The sequence below is a fragment of the Pseudomonas sp. BNK-30 genome, assembly GCF_047456185.1.
In the GTDB taxonomy this organism is placed as follows: domain Bacteria; phylum Pseudomonadota; class Gammaproteobacteria; order Pseudomonadales; family Pseudomonadaceae; genus Aquipseudomonas; species Aquipseudomonas putida_E.
On record NZ_CP179904.1, the window covers coordinates 4,275,803 to 4,297,300 of the forward strand.

Genomic DNA, 21,498 nt, shown 5'->3' on the forward strand with positions numbered 1-21,498 from the left:
CGGCCAATCCTAGACTCGCCTCAAGCCCGCTCAAGGACCGCCCCCATGCCCGAGACCCTGCTCAGCCCCCGCAACCTGGCCTTCGAACTCTACGAAGTGCTCGACGCCCAAGCCCTCACCCAGCGCCCGCGCTTTGCCGAGCACAGCCGCGAAACCTTCGACGCGGCGCTGACCACCGCGCGCACCATCGCCGAAAAGTACTTCGCCCCGCACAACCGCAAGGCCGACGAAAACGAGCCGCGCTACGTGGACGGCCGCGCTGAACTGATCCCCGAGGTCAAGCCTGCCGTCGATGCCTTCCTCAAGGCCGGCTTCCTCAACGCCAATCGCGACTTCGAGGTCGGCGGCATGCAGCTACCCAGCCTGGTCTCGCAGGCCTGCTTCGCCCACTTCCAGGCCGCCAACGCTGGTACCACGGCCTACCCCTTCCTGACCATGGGCGCGGCCAACCTGATCGAAAGCTTCGGCAGCGACGAGCAAAAACGCCTGTTCCTGCAGCCAATGATCGAAGGCCGGTTCTTCGGCACCATGGCGCTGACCGAGCCGCACGCAGGTTCGTCCCTGGCCGACATCCGCACACGCGCCGAACCCTGCGCAGACGGCAGCTACCGGATCAAGGGCAACAAGATCTTCATCTCCGGCGGGGACCACGAACTGTCGGAAAACATCGTGCACATGGTCCTGGCCAAGCTGCCGGACGCGCCACCCGGTGTGAAAGGCATCTCGCTGTTCATCGTGCCCAAGTATCTGGTCAATCAGGATGGCCGCCGTGGCGAGCGCAACGACGTACTGCTGGCCGGGCTGTTCCACAAGATGGGTTGGCGCGGCACCACCTCCACGGCACTGAACTTTGGCGACAATGGCCAGTGCGTCGGCTACCTGGTCGGCCAGCCACACCAGGGCCTTGCCTGCATGTTCCAGATGATGAACGAGGCACGCATCGGTGTTGGCATGGGCGCAGTGATGCTGGGCTACGCTGGCTACCTGTATTCGCTGGAGTATGCCCGCCAGCGGCCGCAAGGCCGGCTGCCGGACAGCAAGGACCCTCTAAGCCCGGCGGTGCCGATCATCGAGCACACCGATGTGAAACGCATGCTGCTGGCACAGAAGACTTACGTGGAAGGCGCCTTCGATCTGGGCCTGTACGCAGCGCGCCTGTTCGACGACACCCAGACGGCTGATGAAGAAAGCGCACGCCAGAGGGCACAAGCGTTGCTCGACCTGCTGACGCCAATTGTCAAATCCTGGCCTTCGACCTTCTGCCTGAAGGCCAACGAACTGGCCATCCAGATCCTGGGTGGCCACGGTTACACCCGCGAATACCCGGTAGAACAATACTACCGCGACAACCGTTTGAACCCGATCCACGAGGGCACCGAAGGCATCCAGTCACTCGACCTGCTGGGCCGTAAGCTGGCACAGCACAACGGAGCCGGCCTCAAACAACTGATTCGCCTGATCGCAAGTACCGGTGAGCGCGCCAGCCACCACCCGAATCTTGATGCCTTGCGCCAACCGCTCGAGCAACTGGTCACTCGCCTGCAAGCCGTGACCCTCGGCCTGCTGGGTGATCTCGCCCAAGGCCAGACTGCCGGCGCCCTTGCCAACTCGGCCCTGTACCTCAAGGCCTTTGGCCATTGCGTGATCGGCTGGCGCTGGCTGGAACAAGCGATACATGCCGAGCTAGGCCTGCTCAAGGGCAATGCCGCAGACCGCGACTTCTACCTGGGCAAACTGCAGGCAGCCCGTTATTTCCTGACCTGGGAGGTACCAGGCTGCCATAATGAGCTGGCATTGCTCGAGGCACGCGACGATACCTGCCTGGCCATGCAAGATGGGTGGTTCTAGGGGGAGCCACCGTGCACACGGAGGTTTTCCATGTTCGATTCCAGCGCCCTGCTGCGCCAGCGCTTTGCCACGCTGCGCAGCACGGCCGAGTTGTTTTCCCTGCGCCATGTGAAACAGTCCCACCAGGCGCTTTCGGTACGCCGTAACGTGGCCGAACCGCCATTCTTCAGCCAGGACGAGGGCGCCATGCTCACGGTGCGGGTCAACGGCGTAGAGGCCTACGCGGCCACCGCCGATCTGTCCCAGCAAGGGCTACAACGAGCATTGGAACATGCCGAAGCCATGACCCGGCAGATCGCCAGGCACAGCCTGCTTGACCTACGCGACCAGCCGGTGCCCAGCTCGCGCCACGACCATGTTTCGCCAAATTTCGACCGCCCACTGCCCAGCCTCGCCGACTGCCTGGGCCTGCTCGCCACCGAATCGGCCAGCGTACCCAAGGACAGCCGCCTGGTGGACTGGCAGGCCAGCCTGAGCCAAAGCCTGGTCGAGCAGACCTACCTGAACTCCGCCGGTGCCGAACTGCGCCATGCTCAGCGGTTCCTGTTCCCGGGGCTGAGTGTCACCGCCAGCGACGGCCAGGACAGCCAGAGCCGTAGCCTGGGCCGGGACAACTTCGGCCAGCAGGGTGGCTTCGAAATCATCGAACGCTGCGGCCTGGTCGGTGCTGCTCAGCATGTGGCCGACGAGGCGCTGCAGCTGCTGCTGGCGGCCAACACACCCAGCGGCCAGCGTGACCTGCTGCTGATGCCAGACCAGATGATGCTGCAGATCCATGAGTCGATCGGCCACCCACTGGAAATGGACCGCATCCTCGGCGACGAGCGCAACTACGCGGGCACCAGCTTCGTCAAAGCCAGTGATTTCGGCCACCTGCAATACGGCTCGCCACTGCTCAACGTGACCTTCGACCCGACCATCGGGGAGGAACTCGCCAGCTACAGCCATGACGACGACGGCAGCCAGGCCAGCAAGCAGTTCCTGATCCGTGACGGTCTGTTGCTGCGCCCGCTGGGCGGCGCGCTGTCGCAGTTCCGTTCCGGGCTCGATGGCGTGGCCAACAGCCGCGCCTGCGGCTGGAACCGCGCACCGATCGACCGTATGGCCAACCTCAATGTCGAGCCGGGTGATCGAACCCTTGAACAACTGATTCAGGGAATCGAGCACGGCATCCTGATGCGCACCAACCGTTCCTGGTCCATCGACGATGCGCGCAACAAGTTCCAGTTTGGCTGTGAATGGGGCCAGTTGATTGAAAACGGCGAGCTCAAAGGCATCGTCAAAAACCCCAACTACCGCGGCATCTCCGCGCAGTTCTGGCGCAACCTCGCGGCGGTTGGTGACCGTAGCACCTTCCAGGTACTGGGCACGCCCAACTGCGGCAAGGGCGAACCCAACCAGGTGGTGCGGGTGGGCCATGCCGCTCCGGCCTGCGTGTTCCGCCAGATCGACGTATTCGGGGGGGACGCCTGATGAGCGCAACACCACAGCATGCTTTCGAACAACTGGTCAGTGCCTTGCGTGAAGTGAAACATGCAGAAGAACAGTTCACCCTGGGCTACAGCGCTGAACAATCGCAATTCGTGCGTTTCAACCATGCCAAGGTGCGCCAGGCCGGCGAGGTCAGCCAGGCCAGTGCGCACCTGAGGCTGATCCGCGACGGGCGCCAGGCTGAACAGCAAGTGACCCTGAGCGGCGATGCGCAAGTGGACCGTCAGCGCCTGGGCGAAGCCCTTGAACAGCTGCGCCAGACGCTGCCCCTTCTGCCTGCGGACCCCTACCTGCGCCTGGACCAGAGCGCTTGGCACAGCCACAGCCTGCAGGATCAGGCGCTGCCTGAGCTGGGCGAAGTACTGGCGCTGCTCGACGGCGAAGCAGGCGACCTGGACCTGGTTGGGATCTATGCCGCTGGCCCGATCTGCAGGGGCTTTGCCAGCTCTTACGGGGCCTTCGGCTGGCACCAGGCCAACAGTTTCAACTTCGACTGGAGCCTGTTCCACAGTAACGGCCAGGCCGTGAAGGCGAATTATGCCGGCCAGGCGTGGAATGCAGACGAATTCACCGCCCGCCTGCGCCAGGCCCGCGAACAGCTGGGCTTCCTCGGCCGCCCGGCAATTACCCTGAAGCCTGGTAGCTACCGCGCCTATCTGGCGCCTGCCGCGATGGACGAAATCGCCGGCATGCTGTGCTGGGGCGGTTTCTCTGCGCAGTCTCTGGCCACTGGCAACAGTGCGTTGCAGCGCCTGTACAGCGGCGATGCCCGGCTGAGCCCGCTGGTGTGTTTCCACGAGCAGGTCAGTGGGTCGTTGAGCCCGGCGTTTTCCGATGAGGGTTCGCCGCGTCAGGACGTACCACTGATAAGAGAAGGGCAAGCGCTGGGCAGGCTGGTCAGTGCCCGCAGTGCCGCCGAGTTCGAGCTGCTTGCCAATGGCGCGGACAGCTACGAATCGCCCTGCGCACTCAGCCTTGCAGCGGGAAATCTTGCCAACGCAGACATCCTGGCGCGGTTGGGTACTGGCTTGTACATCAGCAACCTGTGGTACCTGAATTACTCGGACCTGCCGGCTGCGCGCATGACCGGGCTCACCCGCTTCGCCACCTTCTGGGTGGAAAACGGCCAGATTCAGGGGCCGGTAAGCACCATGAGTTTCGATGACAGCCTGTACAGTCTGCTGGGCAGCCAGCTGGAAGACCTGACCTGTGAGCGAGAGATGATCCTGTCGACCAGCACCTATGGACAGCGCAGTACCGGTTCGAGTCATTTGCCGGGGGCGCTGGTCAAAGGGCTGACCCTGACATTGTGATCGGCTATCCCGGCCTCATCGCCGGCAAGCCTGCGATGAGGCCAGGACAGGCAACACTGAACATTGAGGTTCATATGCCCGAACGCACTCCGCTGGACCCTGTCACCGCCCGCTGGATCCCCTGGGTAGTGGCGATCGCCTTCTTCATGCAATCCCTGGACGGCACCATCCTCAACACCGCACTGCCGGCCATGGCCCGCTCGCTCGAAGAGAACCCGCTGCGCATGCAGGGTGTGATCATCGCCTACATGCTCACCGTGGCCCTGCTGATCCCCGCCTCGGGCTGGATCGCCGACCGTTTCGGCACCAAGCGTATCTTCTTCAGCGCCATCGTGCTGTTCAGTTTCGGTTCACTGCTGTGTGCCATGGCCAACAGCCTGGGCTTTCTGATTTTCGCCCGTGTGGTGCAGGGCCTGGGCGGCGCACTGATGCTGCCGGTCGGGCGGCTGGTGGTGCTGCGCGCCTATCCACGTAGCGAACTGGTGCGGATCATGAGCTTCATCACCATCCCCGGCCTGCTGGGCCCACTGCTAGGCCCGACGTTGGGCGGCTGGTTGGTTGAGATTCTCACCTGGCACTGGATCTTCCTGCTCAACCTGCCCGTGGGCGCGCTGGGCTGTTACGCCGTGTGGAAGTTCATCCCCGACCTGCGCGGTGCCGAACGCACCACCTTCGATGGCCCAGGCTTCATCCTGTTTGGCGCGGCGATGGTGCTGATCACCATCGCCATGGAAGGCCTGGGCGAGCTGCACCTGCCGCACCTGCGGGTGATGCTCCTGTTGTTCGCCGGCATGGCCTGCCTGGCGGCCTACTGGCTGCGCGCCGGGCGCGATCCCGAGCCACTGTTCTCGCCCAGCCTGTTCCGGGTGCGCACCTTCGCCATCGGCATTCTGGGCAACCTGTTCGCACGCCTGGGCAGCGGCGCCCTGCCCTTCCTGGTGCCGTTGCTGCTGCAGGTGGCACTGGGCTATTCGCCGGCGCAGGCCGGCATGAGCATGATCCCGCTGGCGGCGGCGGCAATGGTCGCCAAGTCCGTTGCCCGGCCGCTGATCGAACGCCTCGGTTACCGCATCGTCCTCACCGGCAACACCGTGCTGCTCGGCCTGCTGCTGGCCAGCCTGGGGCTGGTCGACGGGCAGACCCCGTATGCCGTACTGCTGGTGCAACTGGCCCTGCTGGGCGCGGTGAACTCCATGCAGTTCACCGCCATGAACACGGTAACCCTGATCGACCTCGACGATGCCAGCGCCAGCAGCGGCAACAGCCTGCTGTCGGTGGTCGCGCAGCTGTCACTGAGCCTGGGCGTGGCCTGCGCAGGCGCACTGCTGGGCGGTTTCACTGCAGCCGGCAATGCCGATGGTGTGGAAACCACCCTGGGCGCCTTCCAGCTGACCTTCGTGACCATCGGTATCATGGCCATGCTGGCGGCGGCGATCTTCCTGCAGCTGTCGCCGACGGACGGAAGGCGTGCCCGTCGTCCGGAACCGCACATGGAGTCTTAGGGCGAATGGCCACGAGGCTGGTAGACTATGCGGCATTTTTCGCTTCGCAACGCAGGCCCGCCTCGTGACCACCGAATCCACCGCTTTTGCCACCTTGCCGCTGTCCGCCGCCATGCTGGCCAACCTGGACGCCCTCGGCTATGCCTCGATGACGCCGATCCAGGCCCAGAGCCTGCCCGTCATCCTCAGGGGCCAAGACCTGATTGCCCAGGCCAAGACCGGCAGCGGCAAGACCGCCGCCTTCGGCATCGGCCTGCTCAACCCGATCAACCCGCGCTACTTCGGTTGCCAGGCACTGGTACTGTGCCCCACCCGCGAGCTTGCCGACCAGGTTGCCAAAGAGCTGCGCCGCCTGGCCCGCGCTGAAGACAACATCAAGATCCTCACCCTGTGCGGTGGCGTCTCGCTGGGCCCGCAGATCGCTTCGCTGGAGCATGGCGCGCACATCATCGTCGGCACCCCAGGGCGCATCCAGCAGCACCTGGACAAAGGCACCCTGGTGCTCGACGGGCTCAATACCCTGGTGCTGGACGAAGCCGACCGTATGCTCGACATGGGCTTTTTCGACGCTATCGCCAGCATCATCGGCAAGACCCCGTCGCGCCGCCAGACCCTGCTGTTCTCGGCCACTTACCCCGCCGGTATCGAGCAATTGGCCGCCGACTTCATGCGCAAGCCGCAGCAGGTCAAGGTCGAGAGCCTGCACACCGACAACCAGATCGAACAGCGCTTCATCGAAATCGACCCGCAACAGCGCCTGGAGGCTGTCACCCGCGTGCTCGGCCACTACCGCCCGCAGTCCTGCGTGGCGTTCTGCTTCACCAAGCAGCAGTGCGAGGACGTGGTCGCCCACCTCACCGCCAAGGGCATCGTGGCCCAGGCCCTGCACGGCGACCTCGAGCAGCGCGACCGCGACCAGGTGCTGACCATGTTCGCCAACCGCAGCAGTTCGGTGCTGGTGGCCACTGATGTAGCCGCACGCGGCCTGGATATCGATGGCCTGGACATGGTCATCAACGTGGAGCTGGCGCGCGATGCCGAGATCCACGTGCACCGCGTCGGCCGTACCGGTCGCGCGGGCGAGAAAGGCCTTGCCGTGAGCCTGGTCGCTCCGGCCGAAGGCCATCGGGCCCAGGCCATCGAGGCGCTGCAGAAGAGCCCGCTGCGCTGGGACCAGCTGGACAGCCTGAAGAACAAAGGTGGCGAACCGCTGCTGCCGGTCATGACCACGCTGTGCATCGCCGCTGGCCGCAAGGACAAGCTGCGCCCGGGTGACATCCTCGGTGCGCTGACCGGTGATGCCGGCATCCCGGGCAAGCAGGTGGGCAAGATCGCCATCTTCGACTTCCAGGCCTTCGTGGCGGTGGAGCGGGCCCTGGCCAAGCAGGCGATGCAGCGCCTGAACAGCGGCAAGATCAAGGGCCGCGCCCTGAAAGTTCGCATTCTCTGAAATCTTTTGGGGCCGCTTTGCGGCCCTTCGCGACACAAGGCCGCTCCAATGGATTGCGTACGCCTGTAGGAGCGGCCTTGTGTCGCGAAAAGGCCGCGCAGCAGCCCCAGCACTCTTAATGAGGTACCCCGTGCACACCACCGACGTGATCATCCTCGGCGCCGGCGCCGCCGGCCTGATGTGCGCCCAGCTCAGCGCCCGCCGTGGCCGCCGGGTGCTGCTGCTCGACCACGCCAACAAGCCAGGCAAGAAGATCCTCATGTCTGGTGGCGGGCGCTGCAACTTCACCAACCTGTACACCGAGCCGGCCAACTTCCTCTCCCAGAACGCACACTTCTGCAAGTCGGCCCTTGCCCGCTATACACAGTGGGACTTCATCGAGCTGGTGGCCAAGCATGGCGTGCCCTACCACGAAAAGAAGCTCGGCCAGCTGTTCTGTGACAACAAGGCCAGCGACATCCTCAACATGCTGTTGGCCGAATGCGACGAAGCCGGTGCCGAACTGCGCATGCAAACCAGCATCGAGCATATCGAGAAGACCGAAAGCGGCTATCTGCTGCAAACCAGCGCCGGCCAGTTTGCCTGCCAGTCGCTGGTGATCGCCACCGGAGGCCTGTCGATTCCAACGCTGGGCGCAACCGGCTTCGGCTATCAGGTAGCGCGCCAGTTCGGCCATACCTTGCTGCCGACCCGCGCAGGTCTGGTGCCGTTCACCATTACCGAGCCTCAACTCAAGGCACTGTGCACCGAGCTGTCGGGCACCTCGCTCGATTGCACAGCCAGCTGCAACGGCACCAGCTTCCGCGAAAACCTGCTGTTCACCCACCGCGGCCTCAGCGGCCCGGCGATCCTGCAGATTTCGTCGTTCTGGGAGGCCGGCGACACGGTCGAAATCAACCTGCTGCCCGACCGTGATGCCCTGACCTGGCTGCAACAGCAGCAGACCGAGCGCGCCAATGCGGAACTCAAGACCGTATTGGGCGAGGTGTTCACCCGCAAACTGGCCAACCTGCTGGCCGAGCAGTGGTTCGAGTCAAAGCCGATGAAGCAGTACACCCCGGCGGAGCTGGCGCAGATCGCCGACAAGCTGGCGGCCTGGCAGCTGGTACCGGCAGGTACCGAAGGCTATCGCACCGCCGAAGTCACCCTGGGTGGCGTCGATACCCGTGAGGTGTCGTCGAAAACCATGGAATCGCTGAAGAGCCCCAACCTCTATTTCATCGGTGAAGTGCTGGATGTCACCGGCCACCTGGGCGGTTTCAATTTCCAATGGGCCTGGGCATCGGCCAACGCTGCAGCACAGTTCGTGTAGAGTAGAATCCATTCAGCAGCACGGAACGCTTCTTGCTGGTCCGTGCCGCAATGCATTCAATCGATCACTGCCAGCAGGCCATCATGTCATCGAGCTCGTTCCGTCAGTCATTGCGTCGCCTGTGGGGTCAAGACAAGTTCAGCTACGCCATCCGCGTGACCATCGCGCTCACCGGCAGCATGGCCTGGTGCTGGTACCAGAACGAGATGAGCCTGCTCATCCCGCTGTTCCTCGGCATCATCGCCAGCGCCCTGGCCGAGACCGACGATAGCTGGCAAGGCCGCCTCAGCGCGTTGCTCGTCACCCTGCTGTGTTTCGCCATTGCCGCGCTTTCGGTGGAACTGCTGTTCCCCTACCCCTGGATCTTCGCCGTCTCCATGGCCTTGGCCGCCTTCTCCCTGACCATGCTTGGCGCATTGGGTGAACGCTACGGCGCGATCGCATCGGCAACGCTGATTCTGTCGGTGTACACCATGATCGGCGTGGACCAGCGCGGCGGCGAAGTCAGCGACTTCTGGCATGAACCGTTGCTGCTGGTGGCCGGTGCCGCCTGGTATGGCCTGCTCTCGGTGCTGTGGCAGGCGCTGTTCTCCAACCAACCGGTACAGCAGAGCCTGGCCAAACTGTTCTTCGAACTGGGCACTTACCTCAAGCTCAAGGCCAGCCTGTTCGAGCCGATTCGCACACTCGATGTCGAAGCCCAGCGCCTGGCACTGGCCCAGCAAAACGGCAAGGTGGTGGCCGCGCTGAATGCCGCCAAGGAAATCATTCTGCACCGGGTGGGCAACAGCCAGCCCAACTCCAAGGTCAGCCGCTACCTGAAGCTGTACTTCCTGGCCCAGGACATCCACGAAAGAGTGAGCGCCTCGCACTACCCTTACAACGCCCTCACCGAGGCGTTCTTCCACAGCGACGTGATGTTCCGCTGCCAGCGCCTGCTGCGCAAACAAGGGGCATCCTGCCAGGAACTGGCACGCTCGATCCGGCTGCGCCAGCCGTTCGTTCTGGCCACCGGCTTCGCCGAGGCCCTCGAGGACCTCAACGCTTCGCTGGAACACCTGCGTAACCAGAACAACCCGGCCTGGCGTGGCCTGTTGCGCTCACTACGCGCCCTGGCCGCAAACCTGGCCACGCTGGACCGCCTGCTTGGCGCCGCCAGCAACCCCGACAGCCTGGCCGACGCCAGCGACAGCAGCCTGCTCGACCGTTCGCCACGCAATCTCAAGGATGTATGGAAGCGGTTGCGCACCCAGCTCACACCTACCTCGCTGCTGTTCCGCCATGCCCTGCGCCTGTCGCTGGCGCTGTCGGTGGGCTACGGCATGGTGCACTTGATTCACCCGACCCAAGGCTACTGGATCATCCTCACCACCCTGTTCGTCTGCCAGCCCAACTATGGCGCCACCCGGCGCAAACTGGTGCAGAGGATCTTCGGCACAGCCATCGGCCTGACCGTGGGCTGGGCCCTGTTCGACCTGTTCCCGAATCCGCTCATCCAGTCGGCGTTCGCAGTGGTGGCCGGGGTGGTGTTCTTCGTCAACCGGACCACCCGCTACACCTTGGCCACGGCGGCGATCACGCTGATGATCCTGTTCTGCTTCAACCAGATCGGCGATGGCTACGGCCTGTTCCTGCCACGGCTGTTCGATACCTTGGTCGGTAGCCTGATCGCCATTCTCGCCGTGTTCCTGTTCCTCCCCGACTGGCAGGGCCGCCGCCTTAACAAGGCGCTGGCCAATACCTTAGCCTGCGCAAGTGTGTACCTGCGTCAGATCATGCAGCAGTATGCCCACGGCAAGCGCGATGACCTGGCTTACCGCCTGGCCCGGCGCAACGCACACAACGCTGACGCGGCGCTGTCCACCACGCTGGCCAACATGCTCATGGAGCCGGGGCACTTCCGTAAGGAGGCCGACGTGGGCTTCCGCTTCCTGGTGCTGTCGCATACCTTGCTCAGCTACCTCTCAGGGCTGGGGGCACACCGTGATACGGCGCTGCCGGCAGAGGTCCATGAACAGTTGATCGAGGGGGCGGGGCAGGCATTGGCCGCCAGCCTCGACGAAATCGCCAACGGCCTGGCCGCGCGGTTACCCGTGGCGATTCACAGCGATGCCGAAGAAGCCTTGGCCAATACGCTGGAGCAGATGCCTGAGGAACTGGATGAACATCAACGATTGGTGCAGACCCAGTTGGCGCTGATCTGCCGGCAGTTGGGGCCCTTGCGGACCTTGGCCGCGCACCTGATCAAAGAGGGCTCACCGGCCTGATTGTTCGTTGCCTGCGCTGCACATCAAAAGCCATGCTGGCGCAGAAGCCTTGCATAGCTGCCGTCTGCCTTCATCGCTGCAATGCTGCGTTCGAACCGCTCGACGATCTGCCGATGCTCAGGGTGCTTGAGGCTCACCAGAATATGCAGGGTGTTCTCGCCCAGCGCGGGTTCGACCAGCACTACCCCATCACGCACCTGCTCGGGTTCGCGCTGCAGGTTGTAGCGCGCCACGAACTCATCTTCCACTGCCAGATCCACCCGCCCTGCCGCCAGCATGCGCACGGCGGAGGAAAAGTTGCGTACCGGCACCTTGTGCAAGCGGGTGTCGCTATCGAATTCGGGTGAGTAGGCATAATCACGCACCACGGCAATGCTGTAGGGATACAGATCAGCCTGGCGCCTGTAACGGAAGCTGTCGCCCTTGCGCTTGAGCAAACGAATGCGGTTGGTCAGGTAGGCCTTGGAAAACTGGCCGATGCGGGTACGCGTATCGTTGTACCAGGCATTGATCAGTACGTCGTAACGGCCTTCGCTAACCCCGAGCAGCGCCCGCGCCCACGGTACTTCCTCGTACTCGCTGGGGTAACCTGCACGCGCCAGCGCCGTGGTGACGATGCTGGTGGCAAGGCCACCACCGGGCATGCCGGCATCAGTGAACGGCGGCCAGGTATCGGCCACCAGCCGTAGTTTGCCCTGGCCCAAGGCTGGCCCAGCCAGCATCACACCCAACAATCCCAGAACGCAAAGCAGTGGCCGCATGCTCAAGTCCTTTTGCAGTGGTAGGCACAGGCTGTTGATGGCGGTCTTCGATAACGCAAGTCATGAGACTACACAAAGCCGCCGCACAGGGCAGCGGCCAATAGTGTCAATTAGCCTCTATTTTGGCCGAAGCAGGCAGCCCCCCGCATTTACGGGTAGCCGAGCACTTCCCTGATCTGGCGCAGATGGCGGATGATCCACTGCTTGTCGATCGCACCCCAGTCATGGATGCGATAATGCCCGGCATGGTTGCGCGCCCCTTCCTGCTGCTCGAACTCGCAGACAATGTCCAGGTCAGCCAACGCAGCGATGGTGTCCTGCGCGGTGCGGCGCGGCATCCCGGTGGCTTCCATCAAGGCTGGCACGCTGGTAGCGGTCTGGCTGTCGATCAGCCAGGCCACGTACAGGCGGCGATAGAAACTGCTCTTGGTCTTGCTCACATCCATGCTGCGTGATCCTTACAGGTTACCCGGCAGCTCCCGATAGGTCAGGTAGACGCGCAGGTCGAATTCCAGTTGGTGGTAGTCCGGCTCCATGTGCTGACAAAGCTGGTAGAAGGCTTTGCTGTGGTCACGCTCGCGCAGGTGCGCCAGTTCATGTACCACGATCATGCGCAGGAACTGCGGCGCCGCCTCCTTGAACAGCGAGGCGATGCGGATTTCCTTCTTCGCCTTGAGCTTGCCACCCTGTACCCGCGACACCGCAGTATTGAGCCCCAGCGCACGGTGGGTGAGGTCCAGGCGGTTGTCGAACAGTACCTTGTCCAGGCTTGGCGCACTGCGCAGGTATTGCTGGCGCATATCCTGGGCGTAGCCGTACAGCGCCTTGTCGCTCTGCACTTCATGGCGATCGGGATAGCGGCGTTGCAGGTAGTCGCCCAGGCGGTCGCTGTCGATCATCTGCTGCACCTGCTCTTGCAGGTGCGGCGGGTAAGCTTGCAAATAGCGTAATACGGTCATGGCATGACATTCGGCGTAACGAATACCGATTCTAGCCAATCAGGACTGCGGCCAGGGAAAAATTGCCGGAAAGCCGCTGGCATCGGCGGCGGTCATCGGCCGGGCGACAAGGAAGCCCTGCACGTAGGCGCAACCGTTTGCCTTGAGCCAAGCAGCCTGGGCCGCAGTTTCCACGCCTTCGGCGATGACCGTGACGTTGTACTCGGCGCACAGGCCGATGACACTGCGCACCAACGCGGCGTCCGGCGCCGAATCGGGCAGGCGCGCCACCAAATGGCGGTCCAGCTTCAAGGTGTCGACAGGCAAGTCGCGCAGCATGCGCAGCGAGCAGTCGCCAGCACCAAAGTCGTCCAGCGCCACGCGCACTCCCAGCTCGCGCAGGCGGTGGATCTGCTTGATCGCCGCGTCGATGTTGTACATCAGTGAGGTCTCGGCAACTTCCACTTCCAGTTGCGCCGGGTTGAGCCGGTAATCCTGTATCACCCGCTGCAGCTCATCGACAAGTCCAGGCATGGCGAACTGAGCGCGGCTCAGGCTGATACCCAGCACCAGATCGGGGGCAAAACGCTCACACCAGGCCTGACGCTGCGCCGCCCCCTGGCGGTAGATCCAGCTGGCCAGGCGCGTTATCAGTCGCGCCTCCTCAAGCAAAGGGATGAACAGCCCCGGCGGTACATCGCCGACGCTGGGGTGCTGCCAGCGCAGCAGGGCTTCGAAACCGCGCAGGTGACCATCGGCGAAAGCGACCTGGGGCTGGTACACCATGTTGAAGCCTTGCGACTCGACGGCGTGCCGCACGCTGTCCTCAAGCATCAGCCGTGACCGCGCCCGGCCATTGAGCTCCTGGTCATAGAAGCGGTACTGCCCGCGCCCAGCCTGCTTGGCCGCATACATCGCCGCATCGGCGGCACGCAACAGGCCTTCGACAGTGGCACCGCAGTCCGGGAAGGTGGCAATGCCGATGCTGACACCCAGGCAGACATCCAGGCCGGCCACCTGGCGCTGGACGGACATACGCTCTAGCAGTTGCTCGGCAAAGCGGCCGGCTTGTTCCGGATACGGCAGGCCATCGAACAGCGCCGTGAACTCGTCGCCGCCCATGCGTGCCAGCAGCGCCTCACTACCAAGGCAGTCTTTGAGCTGCTCGGCAACCCAACCCAGTACCCGGTCCCCGGCCTCGTGGCCGAGCGAGTCATTGATCCGCTTGAAACCATCCAAATCCATGTACATCAAGGCCTGGGCCTTGTCTGAGCGTTCGTTGCGCAGCAGCACGCTTTCAGCGGCCTGATAGAACCCACGGCGGTTGAGCAGGCCGGTAAGCGGGTCGGTCACCGCCTGGTATTCGAGCTGCTGGTGCAAATTGCGCACCGCCGACATGTCCAGCACCGTCACCACCATCGCCTGCTGATCGGCCGGCAGCGGTGCGCAGGACAATGCCACCGGGACCAGATGACCGCCTGCCGTGCGCAGGTGGGCGTCGTGTACACGGAAGATCTGCCGTGACTGGTAGGCCTGATGGAAATCCGATTCGCTCCAGAGGGTGGCATTGGGCAGTTGCAGCAACTCAAGTAACTGCACGCCCTGCAATTGCTCGACCGGGGCATCGAGCAAGCGCGAGATCGCCGGGTTGGCAAAGCTGATGTTGCCGTGGGCGTCGACCACCAGAATACCTTCGGCGGCATTCTCCAGGATGGACGCATTGAACGCCCTGGCCGCCTCCAGTTCGCGCGTCAAGCGTTGCAGCATGCGCCGGTTGCGCTGCTGGTCCAGTTGCGCCTGCACCTTGGGCTTGAGGATCTGCGGGTCGAACGGCTTGAACAGGTAATCCACCGCACCACTGGCATAGCCCTTGAGCACGGCGGCATCGGACTGCTCGTTGGCGGTGAGAAAGATGATCGGGGTCAGCCGGGTACGGTGGCTGCCACGCATCAGCCGGGCAACCTCGAAGCCGTCCATTTCGGGCATCTGCACGTCGAGCAACACAAGGTCGACTTCGTGCTCCAGCAAGGCGCTCAAGGCTTCCGTCCCTGAACCTGCTGTCAGCACCTGCCAATCTGTGCGGGCCAGTAAGGCTCGCATGCTAATGAGGTTCTCAGGGTAATCGTCCACCACCAGGAGAACCGAGTTGCCATCCGGTGGTTGAGGGTAAGCGCCATCCATGCTGCTTTCTCTTGTATGACCGACTTCGACTTGCATCTGGATCCGGTTTAACACTCTAGACTCGAGTGTGTAACACGCAATGCAATCAGAACGCTATCAGTGACTAAAGGTAAGGGTAGTCGACTAACGGTCGTTTGCCGGGCATTCAGCCATAAAAAAACCCACATTTCTGTGGGTCTTTTTAAGGCGGCCTGTGATCAGTTGACCTTGGCGGCCAGCTCACCTTTCAGGTAACGCTGGAACATGCCTTCCAGGGAGATCGGCTTGATCTTCGAGGCATTACCGGCGGTGCCGAAGGCTTCGTAACGTGCGATGCACACATCGCGCATGGCTTTCACGGTTTCACCGAAGAACTTGCGCGGGTCGAACTCGCTCGGGTTCTGCGCCATCAGGCGGCGCATGGCACCGGTGGAGGCCAGGCGCAGGTCGGTATCGATGTTGACCTTGCGCACGCCGTGCTTGATGCCTTCAACGATTTCTTCGACCGGTACGCCGTAGGTCTCTTTGATGTCGCCGCCGTACTGGTTGATGATCGCCAGCCACTCCTGCGGTACCGAGGAAGAACCGTGCATCACCAGGTGGGTGTTGGGGATGCGCTTGTGGATTTCCTTGATGCGGTCGATCGCCAGCACGTCACCGGTTGGCGGCTTGGTGAACTTGTAGGCACCGTGGCTGGTGCCGATGGCGATGGCCAGGGCATCCACCTGGGTCTTCTTGACGAAGTCGGCGGCTTCTTCCGGGTCGGTGAGCATCTGGCTGTGGTCCAGCACGCCTTCGGCGCCGATGCCGTCTTCTTCACCGGCCATGCCGGTTTCCAGCGAACCCAGGCAGCCCAGCTCGCCTTCGACCGAAACACCACAGGCGTGCGCCATGGCGACAGTCTGCTGAGTGACGCGGACGTTGTACTCGTAGTCGGTCGGGGTCTTGCCGTCTTCGCCCAGCGAGCCGTCCATCATCACCGAGCTGAAGCCCAGCTGGATCGAACGCTGGCACACGTCAGGGCTGGTGCCGTGGTCCTGGTGCATGCACACCGGGATGTGCGGGAATTCTTCGATGGCGGCCAGGATCAGGTGACGCAGGAACGGCGCGCCAGCGTATTTGCGGGCACCGGCCGAAGCCTGGACGATCACTGGGGAGTCGGTCTTGTCGGCCGCTTCCATGATGGCGCGCATCTGCTCGAGGTTGTTGACGTTGAAAGCTGGAACGCCGTAACCGAACTCGGCGGCGTGGTCCAGCATCTGGCGCATGCTAATGAGTGCCATTGTGTATCTCTCTCCCGACAAGCGTCGTTTTGTTTCGTGCAAGCCTGCCGCAGGGGCGGTTGCTGTTCAAGTAGTGTGGGCCACCGGTGCGGCCCGGCCAGTCACGGTGCCTTGCAGCCCCGCCCAATCAGATCGTTGGTTGCCACCCAGTACACCAGGCCTTCCTCGCCCTTGGTGTGGAAGGCCAGCACGCCATCGCTGTACATCGCGCCCGACGCACTCGGCTCGGACTTGAGCCGGTAGACCTGGTCGCCGCCGCCGAGGCGCACGTCGACCGAATCCTGTTGTGCATCGGCGAAGCGCCAGAGCACTTCGGTCTGGCTGTCACAGACCCAACGGGTCCAGGCGGCTGCCGGGGCGGGTTGCGCCGGCTGCAGCAGCGAGCATCCTGCCAGTGTCGCCAGGGCCATCAAGGCCATCAGCGCTTTCATTGCATATCCTCTAGATGACCACACAATGGTCGCTTGGTTGCCTGCTCCGACGAAGCGCATCGGTTCATGGGCAGCCAGGCGCCTTGCGCTGGTGGTCTTCGTCATACTTTTCCAGGCCTTCCGGGCCCACGCGCTTGCTGATTACCGGCACGGTCTCGGCCTGCCACTCAGACTGGTAGCAGCCGCCCTTGGGCGGCTGCGCCGGATCGTTGTCCGAGGACGGGCTGCTGGAGCATGCGCTCAGCAAACCAGCCAGCAAGATCACAGGCAATTGCTTGACCATCAGGTCGCTCCCTTTGCCAGGCGCCGCCATTGTCAGGCTTTTGCCCGCTCTTCAAGGATCGCCACGGCCGGCAGTACCTTGCCTTCGACGAACTCGAGGAATGCACCACCACCGGTAGAAATGTAGGAGATCTCGGCGCTGACGCCATATTTGTCGATGGCTGCCAGGGTATCGCCACCGCCGGCGATGGAGAATGCAGCGCTCTCGGCGATAGCCTTGGCCAGTACCTTGGTGCCGTTGCCGAACTGGTCGAACTCGAACACACCGACCGGGCCGTTCCACAGGATGGTTTTCGACGACTTCAGCAGTTCGGCGAAGTTGGCCGCAGTCTGTGGCCCGATGTCCAGGATCATGTCGTCGGCGGCCACGTCGGCGATGGCCTTGACGGTGGCCTCGGCGCTCTCGGCAAACTCCTTGGCAACCACCACGTCGACTGGCAGCGGTACGCTGACCTTGGCGGCGATGGCCTTGGCGGTTTCCACCAGGTCAGGCTCGTACAGCGACTTGCCCACCGGGTGGCCGGCGGCGGCCAGGAAGGTGTTGGCGATGCCGCCACCAACGATCAACTGGTCGCAAACCGAGCTCAGGCTGTTCAGCACGTCCAGCTTGGTGGAAACCTTGGAGCCGGCAACGATGGCCGCCATTGGTTTGGCCGGTGCCTTCAGGGCTTTGCCCAGGGCGTCCAGCTCGGCGGCCAGCAGCGGGCCTGCCGCAGCGACCTTGGCGAACTTGGCGACGCCGTGGGTGGAGCCTTCGGCACGGTGAGCGGTGCCGAAGGCGTCCATGACGAAGACGTCGCACAGGGCCGCGTACTTGTGCGCCAGCTCGTCGGCGTTCTTCTTCTCGCCCTTGTTGAAGCGAACGTTCTCGAACAGCACCAGGTCACCGGCCTTGACCTCGATGCCATCGAGGTAGTCGGCGACCAGTGCAACGTCGCGGCCCAGGGCCTTGCTCAGGTAGTCGGCAACCGGCTTGAGGCTGTTCTCGGCCGAGAACTCACCTTCGGTCGGGCGGCCCAGGTGCGAGCAGACCATTACCGCCGCGCCCTTCTCCAGGGCCAGCTTGATGGTCGGCAGCGCAGCCAGGATACGCGCGTCGCTGGTTACCACACCGTCCTTCACAGGCACGTTGAGGTCTTCGCGGATCAGTACGCGTTTACCTTGCAGGTCGAGGTCGGTCATCTTCAACACGGTCATGAATGCAGTCCTTCAGGGCTGTTTGGTGCGGGTTGGGTGGACGACGTGCAGATAATGTTCGGCAACGTCGAGCATACGGTTGGCAAAACCCCATTCGTTGTCGAACCAGGCCAGCAGGTTCACCAGGCGGGGGCCCGAGACGCGTGTCTGGCTGGCATCGACGATCGCCGAATGCGGGTCATGGTTGAAATCACAGCTGGCGTGGGGTAATTCGGTGTAAGCCAGCAAGCCTTTGAGCGGGCCATCCAGCGCCGCCTCGCGCAGCACCCGATTGACTTCGACCGCACTGGTGTCACGGGCGGTCTGCAGGGTGATGTCCAGGCACGACACGTTGACGGTAGGCACGCGTACCGCTTTGGCCTGTATTCGCCCGGCAAGTTCCGGCAGCAGGCGCTCGATACCACGCGCCAGGCCAGTGGACACCGGGATCACCGACTGGAAAGCCGAGCGCGTACGGCGCAAATCCTCATGATGGTAGGCATCGATCACCGGCTGGTCGTTCATTGCCGAGTGAATGGTGGTGATCTGTACGTACTCGATGCCGAACGCCTGGTCCAGTACCCGCAGCAGCGGTACGCCACAGTTGGTGGTACAGGAGGCGTTGGACACCAGGCGCTCGGTGCCGGTCAGGCAAGCCTGGTTGATGCCGTAGACCACCGTCGCATCCACATCGGCCTCGCTGGCCATGGGCTGCGAGAACAGCACCCGCGGCGCACCGGCATCAAGAAAGCGCTGGCCATCGGCACGGGTGTGATAGGCGCCGGAACACTCCAGCACCAGGTCGATGTCCAGGGCGGCCCAGTCGACGCCCTCGGGGGTGGCGCTGCGCATGACCTTCACGCAGTCACCATTGATATGCAGACAGTCGCCGTCGACCTTCACGTCGCCGGGGAATCGGCCGTGAGTGGAGTCGAAGCGTGTCAGGTATTCCACACTGGCCTGGTCGGCCAGGTCGTTCAATGCAACGATTTCGAAGCCAGCCTTTGCCCCACGCTCAAACAGTGCGCGCAGGACACAGCGGCCGATGCGGCCGTAACCGTTGAGTGCAACTTTGTAGGGACGCGGGTGGGGCATTGGTGGGCTCGCTAACGCATGGTGGCTGTTGGGGCCGCGTTGCGGCCCATCGCGACACAAGGCCGCTCCTACAGGCACCGCGCCAACATCGAGGCTGCGCGGTAACTGCAGGAGCGGCCTTGCGTCGCGATGGAGGGCCAAGCCCTCCAGGGTTGCCTCAGTCTTCCAGCAGCTCTTCGGCAATACCCAGGATGTTCTCCAGGGTGAAGCCGAACTCCTCGAACAGTGCGCTGGCCGGAGCCGATTCACCGTAAGTGGTCATGCCGATGACACGGCCTTCGAGGCCCACGTACTTGTACCAGAAGTCGGCATGAGCCGCTTCGATGGCGATGCGGGCACCCACTTGCAGCGGCAGTACGGACTGCTTGTAGGCCGCATCCTGTGCGTCGAACACGCTGGTGCTCGGCATCGACACGACACGCACCTTGCGGCCCTGCTCGGTCAGCTTGTCGAACGCCTGAACGGCCAGGCCCACTTCCGAACCGGTGGCGATCAGGATCAGCTCGGGCTCGCCGGCGCAGTCCTTGAGCACGTAACCGCCGCGGGCGATATCGGCGATCTGCTGGGCGTCGCGGTCCTGATGCTGCAGGTTCTGGCGCGAGAAGATCAGCGCCGATGGGCCGTCCTTGCGCTCCAGGGCGTGCTTCCAGGACACAGCCGACTCGACTGCGTCGGCCGGGCGCCAGGTGTCCAGGTTCGGCGTGCTGCGCAGGCTGGTCAGTTGCTCGATCGGCTGGTGGGTCGGGCCGTCTTCGCCCAGGCCGATGGAGTCGTGGGTGTACACATGGATGACGCGCTGCTTCATAAGGGCGGACATGCGCACGGCGTTACGGGCGTATTCCATGAACATCAGGAACGTCGCGCCGTAAGGCACCAGGCCGCCGTGCAGGGCAACCCCGTTCATGATCGCGGTCATGCCGAACTCGCGCACGCCGTAGAACACGTAGTTGCCGCTGGCGTCGTTGGCGTCCACACCCTTGCAGCCCTTCCACAGGGTCAGGTTGGAGCCGGCCAGGTCGGCCGAGCCGCCAAGGAATTCCGGCAGCAGTGGGCCGAAGGCATTCAGGGTGTTCTGGCTGGCCTTGCGGCTGGCGATGGTCTCGCCCTTGGCAGCGACTTCAGCGATGTAGGCAGCGGCCTTTTCGGAGAAGTCGGCTGGCAGATCACCGCTCAGACGGCGCTTGAGTTCGCTGGCCAGTTCCGGGAAGGCGGCGGCATAGGCATCGAACCGCGTGTTCCACTCGGCTTCAGCCTTGGCGCCTGCTTCTTTGGCGTCCCATTCGGCGTAGATGTCGGCAGGAACTTCGAACGGAGCGTGGTTCCAGTTCAGTTCCTTGCGGGCCAGGGCGATTTCGTCGTTGCCCAGCGGAGCACCGTGGCAGTCTTCCTTGCCCTGCTTGTTGGGCGAGCCGAAACCAATGATGGTCTTGCAGCAGATCAGGGTCGGACGGTCGCTCTTGCGCGCAGTCTCGATAGCCGTGCGGATCTCGTCGGCGTCGTGGCCGTTGACGTTGCGGATCACCAGCCAGTTGTAGGCCTCGAAGCGCTTGGGGGTGTCGTCGGTGAACCAGCCTTCCACTTCACCGTCGATGGAAATGCCGTTGTCGTCATAGAAGGCCACCAGCTTGTTCAGGCCCAGGGTGCCGGCCAGCGAGGCGACTTCGTGGGAGATGCCTTCCATCATGCAGCCGTCGCCGAGGAACACGTAGGTGTTGTGGTCGACGATGTTGTGGCCTTCGCGGTTGAACTGGGCACCCAGCACTTTCTCCGCCAAGGCAAAGCCCACGGCATTGGCCAAACCTTGGCCCAGCGGGCCGGTGGTGGTTTCCACACCCGGGGTGTAGCCGAACTCGGGGTGGCCCGGGGTACGGCTATGCAGCTGGCGGAACGACTTGAGGTCGTCGAGGGTGACGTCGTAGCCGGTCAGGTGCAGCAACGAGTAGATCAGCATCGAGCCGTGGCCGTTGGACAGCACGAAGCGGTCACGGTCGGCGAAGCTCGGGTTGCTCGGGTTGTGCTTCAGATAGTCGCGCCAAAGCACTTCGGCGATATCCGCCATGCCCATGGGGGCACCTGGGTGGCCGCTGTTGGCCTTTTGCACGGCATCCATGCTGAGGGCACGAATGGCGTTGGCACGTTCACGACGGCTGGGCATCGCTTATCTCCTGGGGCTTGAATAGGTGGTGTAA

Annotated in this window: 17 protein-coding genes; 7 read left to right on the plus strand and 10 right to left on the minus strand. The window is 63.4% G+C overall.

The genetic code is table 11. From position 1 onward, the window contains the following. The first annotated feature begins 45 nt into the window (after positions 1–45). The 7 genes from ACMGGN_RS19840 (at position 46) to yccS (ending at position 11,183) form a co-directional block, all read left to right on the plus strand. Positions 46–1,848, plus strand: coding sequence for an acyl-CoA dehydrogenase (locus ACMGGN_RS19840; RefSeq protein ID WP_414156235.1), 1,803 nt, complete (start codon positions 46–48; stop codon positions 1,846–1,848). Positions 1,849–1,878: 30 nt separating this feature from the next. Continuing rightward, a complete protein-coding gene (locus ACMGGN_RS19845; RefSeq protein ID WP_414156236.1) occupies positions 1,879–3,321 on the plus strand; it encodes a TldD/PmbA family protein in 1,443 nt (480 codons plus the stop codon). Further along, positions 3,321–4,652 (plus strand): TldD/PmbA family protein, encoded by a 1,332-nt coding sequence (locus tag ACMGGN_RS19850; protein ID WP_414156237.1) that lies wholly within the window; start codon positions 3,321–3,323, stop codon positions 4,650–4,652. Before ACMGGN_RS19845 ends, ACMGGN_RS19850 begins: the two co-directional genes overlap by 1 nt. Before the next feature lie 74 nt (positions 4,653–4,726). After that, positions 4,727–6,154: a multidrug transporter subunit MdtD gene (gene mdtD, locus ACMGGN_RS19855; protein WP_039604767.1), complete on the plus strand. Its 1,428-nt coding sequence runs from the start codon at positions 4,727–4,729 to the stop codon at positions 6,152–6,154. Positions 6,155–6,266: 112 nt separating this feature from the next. After that, the gene (dbpA, locus tag ACMGGN_RS19860; protein ID WP_237859352.1) at positions 6,267–7,604 is read left to right on the plus strand and encodes an ATP-dependent RNA helicase DbpA; all 1,338 of its coding nucleotides are present in this window, start codon (positions 6,267–6,269) and stop codon (positions 7,602–7,604) included. A 130-nt stretch (positions 7,605–7,734) separates the two neighbouring features. After that, the gene (locus ACMGGN_RS19865) at positions 7,735–8,916 is read left to right on the plus strand and encodes an NAD(P)/FAD-dependent oxidoreductase (protein WP_115273436.1); all 1,182 of its coding nucleotides are present in this window, start codon (positions 7,735–7,737) and stop codon (positions 8,914–8,916) included. Positions 8,917–8,999: 83 nt separating this feature from the next. Next, positions 9,000–11,183, plus strand: a complete 2,184-nt coding sequence (gene yccS, locus ACMGGN_RS19870; RefSeq protein ID WP_046785174.1) for a YccS family putative transporter — start codon at positions 9,000–9,002, stop codon at positions 11,181–11,183. 23 nt (positions 11,184–11,206) lie between these two features. Here yccS and ACMGGN_RS19875 read toward each other — a convergent pair whose 3' ends face one another. From ACMGGN_RS19875 to tkt, 10 genes are all read right to left on the minus strand, one after another. Continuing rightward, positions 11,207–11,944 carry a substrate-binding periplasmic protein gene (locus ACMGGN_RS19875; protein ID WP_046785053.1) on the minus strand — a complete coding sequence of 246 codons (738 nt, stop codon included), beginning with the start codon at positions 11,942–11,944 and terminating at the stop codon, positions 11,207–11,209. A gap of 149 nt (positions 11,945–12,093) precedes the next feature. Further along, positions 12,094–12,390: a winged helix-turn-helix domain-containing protein gene (locus ACMGGN_RS19880; RefSeq protein WP_012312450.1), complete on the minus strand. Its 297-nt coding sequence runs from the start codon at positions 12,388–12,390 to the stop codon at positions 12,094–12,096. 12 nt (positions 12,391–12,402) lie between these two features. Continuing rightward, positions 12,403–12,903, minus strand: coding sequence for a M48 family metallopeptidase (locus ACMGGN_RS19885; RefSeq protein ID WP_125923473.1), 501 nt, complete (start codon positions 12,901–12,903; stop codon positions 12,403–12,405). A gap of 39 nt (positions 12,904–12,942) precedes the next feature. Further along, positions 12,943–15,063: a putative bifunctional diguanylate cyclase/phosphodiesterase gene (locus tag ACMGGN_RS19890; protein ID WP_046785051.1), complete on the minus strand. Its 2,121-nt coding sequence runs from the start codon at positions 15,061–15,063 to the stop codon at positions 12,943–12,945. Positions 15,064–15,260: 197 nt separating this feature from the next. Further along, positions 15,261–16,325 carry a class II fructose-bisphosphate aldolase gene (fba, locus tag ACMGGN_RS19895; RefSeq protein WP_008093958.1) on the minus strand — a complete coding sequence of 355 codons (1,065 nt, stop codon included), beginning with the start codon at positions 16,323–16,325 and terminating at the stop codon, positions 15,261–15,263. A gap of 101 nt (positions 16,326–16,426) precedes the next feature. After that, positions 16,427–16,756 carry an MliC family protein gene (locus tag ACMGGN_RS19900; RefSeq protein WP_046785050.1) on the minus strand — a complete coding sequence of 110 codons (330 nt, stop codon included), beginning with the start codon at positions 16,754–16,756 and terminating at the stop codon, positions 16,427–16,429. A gap of 64 nt (positions 16,757–16,820) precedes the next feature. Then, positions 16,821–17,039 (minus strand): hypothetical protein, encoded by a 219-nt coding sequence (locus ACMGGN_RS19905; protein ID WP_012312446.1) that lies wholly within the window; start codon positions 17,037–17,039, stop codon positions 16,821–16,823. A gap of 32 nt (positions 17,040–17,071) precedes the next feature. Beyond that, on the minus strand, positions 17,072–18,235 hold the full coding sequence (locus tag ACMGGN_RS19910) for a phosphoglycerate kinase (RefSeq protein ID WP_046785049.1): 1,164 nt from the start codon (positions 18,233–18,235) through the stop codon (positions 17,072–17,074). A 12-nt stretch (positions 18,236–18,247) separates the two neighbouring features. Further along, positions 18,248–19,309 carry an erythrose-4-phosphate dehydrogenase gene (epd, locus tag ACMGGN_RS19915; RefSeq protein ID WP_046785048.1) on the minus strand — a complete coding sequence of 354 codons (1,062 nt, stop codon included), beginning with the start codon at positions 19,307–19,309 and terminating at the stop codon, positions 18,248–18,250. 157 nt (positions 19,310–19,466) lie between these two features. Beyond that, positions 19,467–21,464, minus strand: coding sequence for a transketolase (tkt, locus tag ACMGGN_RS19920; protein ID WP_115273431.1), 1,998 nt, complete (start codon positions 21,462–21,464; stop codon positions 19,467–19,469). Positions 21,465–21,498 lie beyond the last annotated feature (34 nt).

What these genes read in the sequence shown, in the direction of transcription:
- ACMGGN_RS19840 (WP_414156235.1), top strand. Translation starts at nt 46, where the DNA reads ATGCCCGAGACCCTGCTCAGCCCCCGCAACCTGGCCTTCGAACTCTAC.
- ACMGGN_RS19845 (WP_414156236.1), top strand. Translation starts at nt 1,879, where the DNA reads ATGTTCGATTCCAGCGCCCTGCTGCGCCAGCGCTTTGCCACGCTGCGC.
- ACMGGN_RS19850 (WP_414156237.1), top strand. Translation starts at nt 3,321, where the DNA reads ATGAGCGCAACACCACAGCATGCTTTCGAACAACTGGTCAGTGCCTTG.
- mdtD (WP_039604767.1), top strand. Translation starts at nt 4,727, where the DNA reads ATGCCCGAACGCACTCCGCTGGACCCTGTCACCGCCCGCTGGATCCCC.
- dbpA (WP_237859352.1), top strand. Translation starts at nt 6,267, where the DNA reads ATGCTGGCCAACCTGGACGCCCTCGGCTATGCCTCGATGACGCCGATC.
- yccS (WP_046785174.1), top strand. Translation starts at nt 9,000, where the DNA reads ATGTCATCGAGCTCGTTCCGTCAGTCATTGCGTCGCCTGTGGGGTCAA.
- ACMGGN_RS19875 (WP_046785053.1), bottom strand. Translation starts at nt 11,944, where the DNA reads ATGCGGCCACTGCTTTGCGTTCTGGGATTGTTGGGTGTGATGCTGGCT.
- ACMGGN_RS19880 (WP_012312450.1), bottom strand. Translation starts at nt 12,390, where the DNA reads ATGGATGTGAGCAAGACCAAGAGCAGTTTCTATCGCCGCCTGTACGTG.
- ACMGGN_RS19885 (WP_125923473.1), bottom strand. Translation starts at nt 12,903, where the DNA reads ATGACCGTATTACGCTATTTGCAAGCTTACCCGCCGCACCTGCAAGAG.
- ACMGGN_RS19890 (WP_046785051.1), bottom strand. Translation starts at nt 15,063, where the DNA reads ATGGATGGCGCTTACCCTCAACCACCGGATGGCAACTCGGTTCTCCTG.
- fba (WP_008093958.1), bottom strand. Translation starts at nt 16,325, where the DNA reads ATGGCACTCATTAGCATGCGCCAGATGCTGGACCACGCCGCCGAGTTC.
- ACMGGN_RS19900 (WP_046785050.1), bottom strand. Translation starts at nt 16,756, where the DNA reads ATGAAAGCGCTGATGGCCTTGATGGCCCTGGCGACACTGGCAGGATGC.
- ACMGGN_RS19905 (WP_012312446.1), bottom strand. Translation starts at nt 17,039, where the DNA reads ATGGTCAAGCAATTGCCTGTGATCTTGCTGGCTGGTTTGCTGAGCGCA.
- ACMGGN_RS19910 (WP_046785049.1), bottom strand. Translation starts at nt 18,235, where the DNA reads ATGACCGTGTTGAAGATGACCGACCTCGACCTGCAAGGTAAACGCGTA.
- epd (WP_046785048.1), bottom strand. Translation starts at nt 19,309, where the DNA reads ATGCCCCACCCGCGTCCCTACAAAGTTGCACTCAACGGTTACGGCCGC.
- tkt (WP_115273431.1), bottom strand. Translation starts at nt 21,464, where the DNA reads ATGCCCAGCCGTCGTGAACGTGCCAACGCCATTCGTGCCCTCAGCATG.